The organism is Geminocystis herdmanii PCC 6308 (assembly GCF_000332235.1).
Lineage (GTDB): Bacteria > Cyanobacteriota > Cyanobacteriia > Cyanobacteriales > Cyanobacteriaceae > Geminocystis > Geminocystis herdmanii.
Genome location: NZ_CM001775.1, coordinates 974,489 through 986,577 on the forward strand (window position 1 = coordinate 974,489; position 12,089 = coordinate 986,577).

A 12,089-nucleotide genomic window follows, 5' to 3' on the forward strand; every position below is an offset into this window, starting at 1 on the left:
TAGTTTTATTCATTGTGATTATAATAGCATTTATGGTTTAATTTATAACTCGAAAAAGAAAGATTTTTTGATAAAAGAAACCCTTGAGCCACATAAAACATGGTGTAATAAGCTCTCCCAACGGCAGATTCAAGTAAATGATTCTCTAACAGCACTAAAGATGCTTTATGGGTGTCTTTAGCCTTGCTCAATAGTAATTTGATTTCAGTATTACTCCTCACAAGACAATACCCTCTCTACGGATATTGATGAGCAAAGGACTTTGTTCTAATTCAAATCTTGTTGTTAACATTTCAATAACATTAAATAAAATATTTTCGTTGATGGAAAAATCGCTAATTTCTCTAATTAATTCATCTCGTTTTTGTTCGGTTAATTTTGCTTTAGTCACAACTAAAATATCCACATCAGAATCGATCGTTGCTTCTCCTCTTGCTTGAGAACCAAATAAAATAATCTTGTCAATATCTTTCCCGTATAAGTATCTTAGAGACTTTTCAAATCTTCTTAAACTTGGTTCGATTAGGTTAACAGTGTTTTTTATGGACGACTCTAGCACTGACTTTTATCTCCCTAAATTGATTAAATTGCTCACATTATTAGACATCGAATTAATTTTAACAAATGTTGATTTTATTAATTGTGATTATAGCGTTTTAAGATTATTGCCTTCAAAATTTGCTCACACAACTTATTCATGGCATGGTAACGGCGATCAAGATGCGTTTAGATGCAGAAATATTTGGTTAATTAGTGGTGATTTGTTCAAGAAATATTTTTAAATCTTTTTTTAGATTTGATGATAAATTAAGAGCTTTATCTAAATTTGATTTTAACTGGTTATATTCGATCGCTGTATTATAAGCATGACGAAAAAAGTGACGAAATCCCCTCAAACTGTCTAAAATATTGTAGGTTTCTTGGGAAATTAAAGCAGGGCGAATTTCTGGTATTTCTTGACTCATTCTGTGTAATAAAAGGCTATGCCATCGAGAAGTTTCTGTGATGTGGTTTTCAAAATAGGTTGCGACAATTTTTAATAAATCTTTTGTGGCATTATAAAGATTATGAATTTGATAGGCAATACTTTCTAAGCGAATAATATCATCTGACTCTAAATTTTCACATCGAGCTTGAAGTTTTTGCTCAATACTTGCCATTAACTGTATTTGGGCATTAAGATCAGCTTTTAAAATTATAAAGGTGTTTTTGTCCATAAAATCCCTGTTTGACGAATACGGTGAGCAAAATGACAAGAATCTAATTTGATTAAATCTACATCTCTTTCAAGATAAGTTGAGAGTAAACTAATGGCTTGACAGTGTTTTTCTGGGTTAATAGTTTCCACGGCTAAATCAATGTCTGAATGATGATGAAATTTTCCTGCACGAGTAACAGAACCAAATATATAGGCTTGAGTTATACCATATTCGATCGAAAATTTATCTAACCATTGACACGTTTTTTTCAGTAGGCTTTGACGCTGAGTTTCTAATTTTAATCGTTCTTCTGCGATAATTCGATCGAGTTTCTTAGTAGAAAACAAAGTCATGTAGTAGTTTTTAAAAGATTTTCCTAAATTTTATCAAAATGGGAGCAATAAATTGCAACCCAACAAAATAAACAAAAACATCAATTAAGTAATTTTTTCTAGTTTGGTGTGACTGGGATTAATAATTTTTCTCGCTGACTCGAATTGCACAACTAAAGTATTTTTTTTGCCTAATCCCAATAAATTTGTAACAATACCGTCACCGAATATGGGATGATACACTCGATCGCCCTCCTGCCATGATTCCTGACAAGTTGCTTTAACTTCGGCTTCCGATTTAGCCTTTTTCGAGATAGATTGACGGGAGTTTAAATTACTACTGAGCAAATCTGCAGGTAACTCATCCAAAAATTGCGAAGGGGTACAATAATCTAAATTACCCCAAGAATATCTTTCTCGAGCATAGGTGATAAATAATTGCTCCTTAGCTCTTGTCATACCAACATAGCACAACCGTCTTTCTTCTTCCAATTCCATTTCATCTCGCAAACTGCGATTATGGGGTAACAATCCTTGCTCAAAACCCACTAAAAACACGACATTAAATTCTAAACCTTTGGCGGAGTGCAGTGTCATCAGGGAAACAGCTTTTTCTCCTTCTTCCAAGTTATCTAAATCTGAAGCGAGGGAAGCACTACTTAAAAACCCTTCCAAGCTGGAGTCTTCGTTGTCTTCTTGAAATTGAAGCATAGCGTTGACTAATTCGTTGAGGTTTTCTTCTCGGTTTTCTGCTTCATCCGTGCCTTGTTGTTTTAAGTCGTCTAAATAACCTGAAAGATTGAGAATTTGATTCAGAATTTCTGAGGCGGAATTTTCCTTAATTCTATTTTGACAATCGCTAATTATTTCCGCAAATTGATTAACTTTTTTAGCGGCTTTTCCTGCGATCGTATTTACAGATGTTTGATCATTAATTATTTCCCATAAAGGGATATTTAATTCTTGGGAAGCCGTCATTAAATTATCAACAGTGGTTTTACCAATTCCCCTTCTAGGAGTGTTAATAATACGCAATAAACTGACGGTATCTGCGGGATTAATTATTAATCTTAAATAGGCTAAAGCGTCTTTAATTTCTTTTCTTTCATAGAACTTTAAACCACCTACTATATTATAAGGAACACCTTTATTAATTAATTCATCTTCAAAGGGGCGTGATTGAGAGTTAACACGATATAAAATAGCAAAATCTCCCCAATTTAATTCAGGGTTTTCTTTGACTAATTGTTGAATTTTTCGACACACAAAACTAGCTTCTTCTCTCTCGTTATCTCCTCGATAGGTATAGATGGTTTCTCCTTCTCCTCTCGTGGCTTTTAAGACTTTATCAATGCGTTGGGTATTTTTTTCTATGAGGTGATTTGCCGCTTGTAAAATGTTCTCTCTCGATCGATAATTTTCTTCTAATTTTATCATGGTTTCGGTGATATTATCCGCTAAATTATCCCCAAAATCTTCTTGAAAATTTAATAAAATTGTGAAATCTGCCATCCTAAAAGAGTAGATAGATTGATCTGCATCTCCTACTACAAAGATCGATCGATTTTGCCAATTCCAATCTTGTTTTTTAGGTTCATTATTAGTAGATAAAAGCCTAATTAACTCATATTGAATGTGGTTAGTATCCTGATATTCGTCCACTAAAATATGTTTAAATTGGTTATGCCAATAACCTAAAACGGATTCATTTTGTTGAAAAATACGCACAGGAATTAATAATAAATCATCAAAATCTAGGGAATTATTTCCTGCTAATTGAGCTTGATATTCTTCATAAATTTCAGCTATTACTCTCCCCTTATAGTCTGGATTTTCTATGGCATATTGTTGAGGAGTAAGCCCTAAATTCTTGATCTTACTAATAGCAAAACGCATTTTGCGAGGCTCGAATTTTTTATCATCAAGGTTGAGTTTTTTAGTCACTATTTGCTTAACTAAACTTTGGACATCAGACTCATCTAAAATCGTAAAATTTCTTTGCCAAACTCGACTTTTTTCATCTTGATATTTATTTATATCAAACCGTAAAATTCTGGCACATAAACTATGGAAAGTACCCACCCAGAGGGGTTTTATGGTATTTTTATAAACTTGAGATTGTATTTTTTTCTGTTCTAATTCTGATAATAAATCTAGCCGTTGCCCATGTTTTTCTTCTGCTATTTTCTGCGCAAAAATTTTCTCAATTCTTTCTTTCATTTCCCTTGCCGCCTTATTGGTAAAGGTGACGGCTAAAATATTTTCAGGGGCGACTTTATGGGTTAAGATCAAATTGGCAATACGATAGGTTAATGCTCTTGTCTTACCTGAACCTGCACCAGCAACTACTAATAATGGTCCGCAAAAATGTTCTACGGCTTGACGTTGACAGAGGTTTAGATGATGAAGGAAATCAAGATTAGAGTTCATAAAGCAGAATTTAAAAGAGCTATCAAACCTAATTCTATCATAATAAGGTCTAAGAATTTTATCGGATACTAAATATATGCCTTTAAGTTGGAATGAAATTAAAAATAGAGCCTTAAATTTTAGTCGAGAATGGGCTAATGAAACCTCAGAAAATGCTGAAGCTAAATCATTTTGGGATAATTTTTTTGATGTTTTTGGAGTGCCAAGAAGGCGCGTTGCTACCTTTGAAAAATCTGTCAAAAAATTAGACAATAAACAAGGATTTATTGATTTATTATGGAAAGGAGTTATTTTAGTTGAGCATAAATCTAAAGGCAAAAATTTAGAGAAAGCCTATCAACAAGCCATTGATTATTTCCCCGGATTAAAAGATCATGAATTGCCTAAATATATCCTCATTTCAGACTTTGCTAAGTTTAAATTATACGACTTAGAAAATGATGTTAACCATGAATTTTTACTGACTGAATTTGTTGATCATGTTCATTTATTTGACTTTATAGCAGGGTATAAAAAACGAGAATATAAAGATAGTGATCCCGTTAATATTCACGCCGCCGAATTAATGGGAGAATTGCACGATCGACTCTTAAATATTGGTTATACTGGACATAATTTAGAGGTTTATTTAGTTAGATTATTATTTTGTTTATTTGCTGACGATACAGGCATTTTTAATAAAAATATTTTCCAAGAATATATCGATTTACACACCAAAGAAGATGGTAGCGATTTAGCTGGACATTTAACCTTAATTTTTGATACCTTAAATCGTGAAGAAGATAAAAGACTAAAAATTTTAGATGAAAATTTAGCTCAATTTCCCTACATAAATGGCAAGTTATTTGAAGAAGGTTTACCTCCAGCTTATTTCGATCGAGAAATGAGAGAAATGTTATTAAAAGCCTGTGCTTTAGACTGGGGTAAAATTTCTCCTGCGATTTTTGGTTCGATGTTTCAAGCAGTGATGAATCCTAGTCAAAGACGTAATTTAGGAGCTCATTATACCTCAGAAAAAAATATTCAAAAAGTTATTAAGCCCCTGTTTTTAGATGACTTATATAATGAGTTTGAGAAGATAAAAACTAATCATAATAAACTCAAAGAATTTCACGAAAAAATTGCTAATTTAAGATTTCTTGATCCTGCCTGTGGATGTGGTAATTTTTTAATTGTTAGTTATCGAGAGTTACGAGATTTAGAAATTTTAATCTTAAAAGAGTTAAATAAACAAGGACAATTAGAGTTAGATATTCGCAATATTATTAAAGTGGATGTCGATCAATTTTTTGGCATCGAATATGATGAATTTGCGGTGAGAATTGCCGAGGTTGCTATGTGGTTAATTGATCATCAAATGAATATTAAAGTTAGTAATGAATTTGGTCAATATTTTGTCCGTTTACCTCTGAAAAAATCCGCTAAAATTGTTCATGGAAATGCTTTACAAATTGATTGGAAAAATATTATTGATCCCCCCCAACCCCCCTTATTAAGGGGGGAGAATAATAGCAAAGTACCCCTTATTAAGGGGGATTTAGGAGGATCTAATTTTTCTTTTAATTTTATCTTTGGTAATCCTCCTTTTGTTGGTAAGAAAGAACAATATTCTCACCAAAAAGCTGATATGAATTTAGTCTTTAATGGAGTAAAAAATGCAGGAGTTTTAGATTATGTTTGTGCATGGTATTTAAAAGCCTCTCAGTTTACTCAAAATACTAATATTCGTTGTGCTTTTGTGAGTACAAATTCTATTTCTCAGGGGGAACAAGTAAGCATTTTATGGCAGGAGTTATATACAAAATATAACATTAAAATTCATTTTGCTCATCGTAGTTTTAAATGGACTAATGAAGCAAAAGGAAAAGCGGCTGTTCATTGTGTTATTATTGGTTTTGCTAATTTCGATATTCTTGAAAAAAAACTTTTTGACTATCTTGATATTAGAGGTGAAGCAACTGAAAAAATTGTTAAAAATATTAATCCTTATTTAGTAGAAGGTAATGATTTAATTATATCTAAAAGAAATCAACCTTTATCGAATTTTCCTGCAATAAATTATGGTAGTATGCCGATAGATAATGGAATTTTAATTTTATCAGATGAAGAAAAAAAAGAGTTTATAAAAAAAGAACCTTTAGCAAAACAATATATTAAACTATATTCAGGTGGAAAAGAATTTATTAATAATATCAAACGTTGGTGTTTATGGCTTGTAGATGTTAACCCGAATGAATTAAAAAAAATGCCTTTAGTTTTAGAAACAATAAAACAAGTAAAAAATTATCGTGAAAGTAGTGGAAGAAAAACAACAGTAAAACTTGCTCAAACTCCATCTATTTTTGGTGAAATTAGACAACCTAATATAGATTATATTCTGATACCTAAAGTATCTTCTGAAAATAGAAAATATATTCCTATTGGTATTAATAAGAAAGAAATTATTGCTAGTGGAAGTTGTTTAATTATTCCATCTCATGATTTATTTTTATTCGGAATTTTAACCTCAGAAATGCACATGACATGGGTTAAATATGTATGTGGAAGAATGAAAAGTGACTATCAATACTCAAGTTCAATTGTTTATAATAACTATCCTTTTCCTGACAATGTGACGGAAAAACAACGGGAAAAAGTAGCTAATTTAGCTCAAAAAATCCTTGATATTAGAACACAATATCCTGATAGTAGTTTAGCCGATTTGTACGATCGATTAACCATGCCAAGGGACTTATTAAAAGCGCATCAAGCCCTTGACAAAGCAGTGGATTTATGCTATACAAAACAGACTTTTTCTAGTGAATTAAATCGCATCGAATTTTTGTTTAATTTATATGAAAATATCACAGCACCCTTATTAAAAACAGAGAAGAAAAAAAGCAGAAAAAAATAAATGTTTTTGTTATTTCCCGTCAGTAGGTTGGGTAAGCGGTAGCCTATTCCAACAACAATTTTATTTAATTTATTTTAATTTATTTAGACATTAGACATCTGGAAAAAATTGCAGTAGAGACGTGAAATTTTACATCTTTACAATAGTTTTAGTTGGGTTGTATTTCATTTAGCCCAACCTAAAAAGTGCCTATTTATTCTATCCAATTCTCTAAATTTAAACCCTCAATTCTCGTTAAATCACTATCATTAGAAACCATAATTAAATCTTTAATAATTGCCGTAGAAGCGATTAAAATATCTTCGGTTTGAATAGGTAAACCTCTTAATCTGAGGTTAGCATGAATTTCAGCAGCTTTTTCTAAAATTGCTAAATCATCTAATAAAATAATCGGATATTGTTGGTACATTTGATTAAATCTTTCCCTTTTTTTTGGGGCATCAACTGCTAAAAAACCTCGTCTAATTTCAAAATAAGTGATACAACTAATATAAATTTTGTTTCTTTGAAATTTTATTGCTTCGAGTTTAGCTTTAATTTTTAAATTATCTTTGATAGCTAAAGAAACAATATTTGTATCTAATAAATAGCTCATAAATCACCTATTTTCTTTTAATTGCATCATCAAAAACTGCCATTTGTTCAGGGGTAAATTCGTGACCAATTTTTGATAAAACTTCTGTCGCCATAACAAAGCTACAATGTTCTTTTAATTCGCTATCTGGCATACTATCAAAGTCTTCAAAGGTCAAATTTTCTTGAGTAAGATTTACCAAATGTTTTACTATTTCTCGATAATCTAAATCTTCTTTTAATAACGAATCTTCATCCATCAAAATAGATACAATATTCTCTATTCTTTTAACTATTATTTCTTGTTTAATATCTGTTAATAACATGATATTTCCTCCATTTAGTCTTGATTAATATTATTTTATCATAACTTAAAATTATTTTCTTCACGAATCGATCGATTTGTTGGGTTGCATTTCATTTAACCCAACCTACAAAGTGCTTATTTATTCTATCCAATTCTCTAAATTTAAACCCTCAATTCTCGTTAAATCACTATCATTAGAAACCATAATTAAATCTTTAATAATTGCCGTAGAAGCGATTAAAATATCTTCGGTTTGAATAGGTAAACCTCTTAATCTGAGGTTAGCATGAATTTGAGCAGCTTTTTCTAAAATTGCTAAATCATCTAATAAAATAATCGGATAATTTTGAGAAAATTTGTTAAATCTTTCCCTTTGTTTAGGTGCATCAATGGCTAAAAAACCTCTCCTTATTTCAAAATAAGTGATACAACTAATAAATATCTTATTATTTTGTTCTTTAATGTCTTTAATTTTTTGAAGAATCTGAAGATTATCTTTAATAATAAAAGAAACAATATTTGTATCTAATAAATAATCCATAAAAATTTTTATTTCCGTTTAATTGCTTCATCAAAAATTGCCATCTGTTGGGGAGTAAAAGACTCACCCACTTTTGCTAACATATTTAAGGACATTATGCTACTACTAAAATCTTTTAATTCTTCATCAGACATCCCATTAAATTCTTCCAAAGACTTGTTTTTTTCAAGCCGTGTAACTAACTCATGTACCGTTTCCCTATAATCGAGATCCTCTTTAAAAAAAGGCTCTTTATCCATTAATATAGATACTATATTCTCGATTCTTTTAAGTATTATTTCTTGTTTAATATCCGTTGATAACATGATATTTCCTCCATTTAGTCTTTATTAAGATTATCTTATCATAACTTAAAATTAGTTGCCTCACGAATCGATCGATTTGTTGGGTTGCATTTCATTTAACCCAACCTAAAAAGTGCCTATTTATTCTATCCAATTCTCTAAATTTAAACCCTCAATTCTGGTTAAATCACTATCATTAGAAACCATAATTAAATCTTTAATAATTGCCGTAGAAGCGATTAAAATATCTTCGGTTTGAATAGGTAAACCTCTTAATCTGAGGTTAGCATGAATTTGAGCAGCTTTTTCTAAAATTGCTAAATCATCTAATAAAATAATTTGATAATCTAGGCAAAATTCTGCAAAATTTTTTCTTTGTTTTGGTGCATCAACTGCTAAAAAACCTCGTCTAATTTCAAAATAAGTGATACAACTGATAGAAATATTTTTTTCTTGGGCTTTAATTAATTCAATCTTTTGCAAAATTATTGAATTGTGTTTGAGTGCGAAGGAAACAATATTGGTGTCTAATAAATAATCCATAATTTTTTATTTACGTTTAATTGCATCATCAAAAATAGCCATTTGTTTGGGGGTAAATTCTTCACCTATTTTAGCTAAAAGATGTAATGACATAATGCCACTGCAACGATTTTTAAGGCTTTCTTCTGATACATTATTAAATTCATTTACCGATAATGCTTTTTCAAAAACTTCCGCTAAGTGTGTCACTGTTTTGTCATAATCAAGTTCTTCTTTAAATAAAGGACGTTCTGACATTAAAATAGATACTATATCTTCTATTCTTTTAACTATTATTTCTTGTCTAATATCCGTTGATAACATGATATTTACCTCTATTTATTTTTTATTAAGATAATCTGATTATAACTTAAAATTAATTCGATCGAACCTTTTAAATATGTTTAGTTTAATCTAAATTACTTTTAAACTTAACAATTACTTAATCTAATTTTTTGGCTCGATCGACTATGATCAAATCATCAACTATAACGGTTCGATCGATGGTTTTAAAGTCTAAGTTATTATTCCCCATACTTTCATTTTTATTGGTAACGGGGTGTACCCAAAGCACAGTAAATAATAATAATCAACCTGCGGGTATTCCCATTAAATTTTTAGTCGGTAGCGATTTAGGGGAATTTTGTCAACAAACTGCAACAAAACTTAATGCGACTAATCCCAAATTGAGTAACGGAAAACCCTTTTATTTAACCTGTGATGCCAAAGGAAGTGGTGATGTCATCAACGAAGTTGTATTACTAGCTCAACAATTATCCGCAGGGGGGATTTCTCCTGATGATGAGCGATTTCCCTCTTTAATTGCTGTGGATGGAGAAATATATCAAAATCAGTTTATTTATCAAATCGACAAGATTTTCCCGGGAAAAGAGTATATTCCTGCTATCACTGATACTCCTCTTATCGTTTTTAGCCCCATGGTGTTTATGACAACTAAGGAGTTAGCCCCTGCTTTGGAAAAAAAAGCTAATATTTACACAGATTTAGCCCAGTATAATAATTATCAAGAATTAGATCCCAATAGTCAACCCCTACCTATCTATTTTGTCCAAACGGCGCCCACTCGATCGAACTCTGGATTGCAAACATTAATAGCTCAATTCGCTTCCGTTGCCAATAAACCTCCCCAAGACTTAACCATAGAAGATATAAGCAAATATCAGGATAAAGTGAAAGCTATCCAAGAAAAAGTTACCCGTTACGGCGTATCTACGGCATCTTTAGCTAATTCTATGGTAGAAAATGGCATTTTTTGGGCAAATGTAGGCTCTGTGTATGAGTCTTTAGTTATTCGTGCCAACAGTCAAGGCAATAACCAGTATCAAGCAGTATATCCCAAAGCCACCTTTAGCTCTAACATTCGAGGGATGTTACCCAACGCTTCTTGGGTGTCGCCCGAAGAAAGAGAAGGCGCACAAAAAGTATTAGATTTCATGTTGACTCCCGAATTGCAAACCCTCGCCAGTGAATTAGGATTGCGCCCCGGGGTGTCTGGTATTCCCTTGAGTAACAAATTTAGCGCTCAATTTGGAGTAAATCCTAACCCTAATTATGAATCCTATCGCCCTCCCAAGCCTGAAGTAGTAGAGGCAATGCTGAAAAATTGGCAGGATTATGCCAAAAAACCTTCCCAAGTAGCGATCGTTGTGGACATTTCTGGTTCAATGCGAGGGGAAAAGATAACGGCGGTGAAAAATACTTTGTTTAATTATGTGAATAATTTAGGCATAAAAGAGGAGATAGTTTTAATAACTTTTAGTGATGAAATTAATCCTCCTGTGATAATTAAAGGCACTCCTGAAGGCAAAAACGAGGGCATAAAATATATCAGTAGTTTACAAGCTAGAGGCGGTACAAGATTATATGATAGTGCCTTATTTGCAAGGGATTGGTTAAGAAAAAATTTGAAACAAAATACCATTAATGCGGTGTTAATTCTTACCGATGGAGAAGATTCTGGCAGTGGCATAAGTTTAGCAAATTTAGAAACAGAATTACAAAAAAGTGGTTTTAATAGTGATGAAAGAATTGCTTTTTTTACCGTTGGTTATGGTAAAGATGGCGAATTTAATGCTCAAATTTTAGAAGAAATTGCCAAAATAAATAGTGGTTATTATCGTAAAGGTGATCCTAATACTATAGATCAGGTGATGAATAATTTGCAAGTGGAATTTTAAGGAGGTTTTTGATGAAATTAGTTAATCCTCTCAATTATCCTTTAGGAGTTTTAATCGGTGGTATTGCTCTTTTTTTAGGAGTAAGAATTGCCAATTTATCCTCTTTTATTATGTTACCAGTATCAGGTTCGATCGTGATCATCAGTTCGATGGTTTTAGCTAGTAAAGAAAAGCAAGTTGAGGAAGATATTGATATAGAAAATACGGCTTTAGAAACAGAATTAGATAACGCTAAAAATCAAGCCCAATTATTAATCAAAAAATCTGAAAGTTTACGCCTAGAAGCTGAAAAACTCTTACAAGATTCTTGGCAATTAGACTTATTAACTACTGTACAATATATGTGCGATCGAACCTTAGAATTACCAGAAAAAATTGAGAGACTAAGTAGAAGATTACACGGGGGAGATTCTCTATTATCCATAGACGATTTAAACAAACAATTAGAAGAAGTGCAAACTAAACAAAAATATAGCGGAGGAATGGCATTAAGACAATTAAAACAAATAGAAAATACCTTACAAAATAATATAGAATTAGCCTTAGAAGGGCAAGACGCAAGGGAAGCTCAAGTTTTTTCTTTGGTAAATATTATTATCGAATTAGGAGGAATTTTACAAAATTTACAGAATAAATTAAGAACATCTGATCTTAGTAATTCTGAGCAAATTCAAGAATTAAAAAGTTTAAGTGAAGAATTGAAAAATTTTCAAGATAACGTTGATTTATTAGTCTAATATAATTATTATTAAAAAATAATAGCATAGAAAAATGAAAGGTTATATAAAAGGACAAACAATTATTTGATTA

14 protein-coding genes are annotated in these 12,089 nt (G+C 31.4%); 3 read left to right on the forward strand and 11 right to left on the reverse strand.

Annotated elements, in window-relative coordinates; genetic code table 11:
* Positions 1 to 5: 5 nt before the first annotated feature.
* The 5 genes from SYN6308_RS25970 to pcrA all read right to left on the reverse strand — a co-directional run bounded on the left by SYN6308_RS25970 (position 6) and on the right by pcrA (position 3,961).
* Entirely contained in the window at positions 6 to 221 is a 216-nt protein-coding gene (locus tag SYN6308_RS25970; protein ID WP_083879524.1) for a HEPN domain-containing protein, read from the reverse strand.
* Positions 218 to 559, reverse strand: a complete 342-nt coding sequence (locus SYN6308_RS04855) for a nucleotidyltransferase domain-containing protein (protein WP_017293311.1) — start codon at positions 557 to 559, stop codon at positions 218 to 220. The genes SYN6308_RS25970 and SYN6308_RS04855 overlap by 4 nt, the downstream gene beginning before the upstream one ends.
* 187 nt (positions 560 to 746) lie before the next feature.
* Positions 747 to 1,217, reverse strand: coding sequence for a ribonuclease toxin HepT-like protein (locus SYN6308_RS04860; RefSeq protein ID WP_017293312.1), 471 nt, complete (start codon positions 1,215 to 1,217; stop codon positions 747 to 749).
* Positions 1,196 to 1,552, reverse strand: coding sequence for a nucleotidyltransferase family protein (locus SYN6308_RS04865; protein WP_017293313.1), 357 nt, complete (start codon positions 1,550 to 1,552; stop codon positions 1,196 to 1,198). The genes SYN6308_RS04860 and SYN6308_RS04865 overlap by 22 nt, the downstream gene beginning before the upstream one ends.
* A gap of 84 nt (positions 1,553 to 1,636) precedes the next feature.
* Positions 1,637 to 3,961, reverse strand: coding sequence for a DNA helicase PcrA (pcrA, locus tag SYN6308_RS04870; RefSeq protein WP_017293314.1), 2,325 nt, complete (start codon positions 3,959 to 3,961; stop codon positions 1,637 to 1,639).
* A gap of 76 nt (positions 3,962 to 4,037) precedes the next feature.
* Here pcrA and SYN6308_RS04875 point away from each other — a divergent pair, with 76 nt between their 5' ends.
* Positions 4,038 to 6,854: a DNA methyltransferase gene (locus SYN6308_RS04875; protein ID WP_017293315.1), complete on the forward strand. Its 2,817-nt coding sequence runs from the start codon at positions 4,038 to 4,040 to the stop codon at positions 6,852 to 6,854.
* A 193-nt stretch (positions 6,855 to 7,047) separates the two neighbouring features.
* On the opposite strand, the gene SYN6308_RS04880 is transcribed toward SYN6308_RS04875, so the two are convergent.
* The 6 genes from SYN6308_RS04880 to SYN6308_RS04905 all read right to left on the reverse strand — a co-directional run bounded on the left by SYN6308_RS04880 (position 7,048) and on the right by SYN6308_RS04905 (position 9,405).
* Positions 7,048 to 7,449, reverse strand: a complete 402-nt coding sequence (locus SYN6308_RS04880; protein WP_017293316.1) for a PIN domain-containing protein — start codon at positions 7,447 to 7,449, stop codon at positions 7,048 to 7,050.
* A gap of 7 nt (positions 7,450 to 7,456) precedes the next feature.
* Complete coding sequence (locus SYN6308_RS04885; protein ID WP_017293317.1) at positions 7,457 to 7,753, reverse strand: hypothetical protein; 297 nt, start codon at positions 7,751 to 7,753, stop codon at positions 7,457 to 7,459.
* Between the two features lie 120 nt (positions 7,754 to 7,873).
* Positions 7,874 to 8,275, reverse strand: a complete 402-nt coding sequence (locus SYN6308_RS04890; protein ID WP_017293318.1) for a type II toxin-antitoxin system VapC family toxin — start codon at positions 8,273 to 8,275, stop codon at positions 7,874 to 7,876.
* Positions 8,276 to 8,283: 8 nt separating this feature from the next.
* Positions 8,284 to 8,580, reverse strand: a complete 297-nt coding sequence (locus SYN6308_RS04895) for a hypothetical protein (protein ID WP_017293319.1) — start codon at positions 8,578 to 8,580, stop codon at positions 8,284 to 8,286.
* A gap of 120 nt (positions 8,581 to 8,700) precedes the next feature.
* Positions 8,701 to 9,102, reverse strand: coding sequence for a type II toxin-antitoxin system VapC family toxin (locus SYN6308_RS04900; RefSeq protein ID WP_017293320.1), 402 nt, complete (start codon positions 9,100 to 9,102; stop codon positions 8,701 to 8,703).
* 6 nt (positions 9,103 to 9,108) lie between these two features.
* Positions 9,109 to 9,405: a hypothetical protein gene (locus SYN6308_RS04905; RefSeq protein ID WP_017293321.1), complete on the reverse strand. Its 297-nt coding sequence runs from the start codon at positions 9,403 to 9,405 to the stop codon at positions 9,109 to 9,111.
* Between the two features lie 146 nt (positions 9,406 to 9,551).
* Here SYN6308_RS04905 and SYN6308_RS04910 point away from each other — a divergent pair, with 146 nt between their 5' ends.
* Positions 9,552 to 11,279: a VWA domain-containing protein gene (locus SYN6308_RS04910; RefSeq protein WP_237741258.1), complete on the forward strand. Its 1,728-nt coding sequence runs from the start codon at positions 9,552 to 9,554 to the stop codon at positions 11,277 to 11,279.
* 11 nt (positions 11,280 to 11,290) lie between these two features.
* Positions 11,291 to 12,016: a hypothetical protein gene (locus SYN6308_RS04915; RefSeq protein ID WP_017293323.1), complete on the forward strand. Its 726-nt coding sequence runs from the start codon at positions 11,291 to 11,293 to the stop codon at positions 12,014 to 12,016.
* Positions 12,017 to 12,089 lie beyond the last annotated feature (73 nt).

Excerpts from the sequence above, each read along its gene's own strand:
- SYN6308_RS04860 (WP_017293312.1), bottom strand. The coding sequence starts at position 1,217 with ATGGACAAAAACACCTTTATAATTTTAAAAGCTGATCTTAATGCCCAA.
- SYN6308_RS04865 (WP_017293313.1), bottom strand. The coding sequence starts at position 1,552 with ATGACTTTGTTTTCTACTAAGAAACTCGATCGAATTATCGCAGAAGAA.
- pcrA (WP_017293314.1), bottom strand. The coding sequence starts at position 3,961 with ATGAACTCTAATCTTGATTTCCTTCATCATCTAAACCTCTGTCAACGT.
- SYN6308_RS04875 (WP_017293315.1), top strand. The coding sequence starts at position 4,038 with ATGCCTTTAAGTTGGAATGAAATTAAAAATAGAGCCTTAAATTTTAGT.
- SYN6308_RS04880 (WP_017293316.1), bottom strand. The coding sequence starts at position 7,449 with ATGAGCTATTTATTAGATACAAATATTGTTTCTTTAGCTATCAAAGAT.
- SYN6308_RS04885 (WP_017293317.1), bottom strand. The coding sequence starts at position 7,753 with ATGTTATTAACAGATATTAAACAAGAAATAATAGTTAAAAGAATAGAG.
- SYN6308_RS04890 (WP_017293318.1), bottom strand. The coding sequence starts at position 8,275 with ATGGATTATTTATTAGATACAAATATTGTTTCTTTTATTATTAAAGAT.
- SYN6308_RS04895 (WP_017293319.1), bottom strand. The coding sequence starts at position 8,580 with ATGTTATCAACGGATATTAAACAAGAAATAATACTTAAAAGAATCGAG.
- SYN6308_RS04900 (WP_017293320.1), bottom strand. The coding sequence starts at position 9,102 with ATGGATTATTTATTAGACACCAATATTGTTTCCTTCGCACTCAAACAC.
- SYN6308_RS04905 (WP_017293321.1), bottom strand. The coding sequence starts at position 9,405 with ATGTTATCAACGGATATTAGACAAGAAATAATAGTTAAAAGAATAGAA.
- SYN6308_RS04910 (WP_237741258.1), top strand. The coding sequence starts at position 9,552 with ATGATCAAATCATCAACTATAACGGTTCGATCGATGGTTTTAAAGTCT.
- SYN6308_RS04915 (WP_017293323.1), top strand. The coding sequence starts at position 11,291 with ATGAAATTAGTTAATCCTCTCAATTATCCTTTAGGAGTTTTAATCGGT.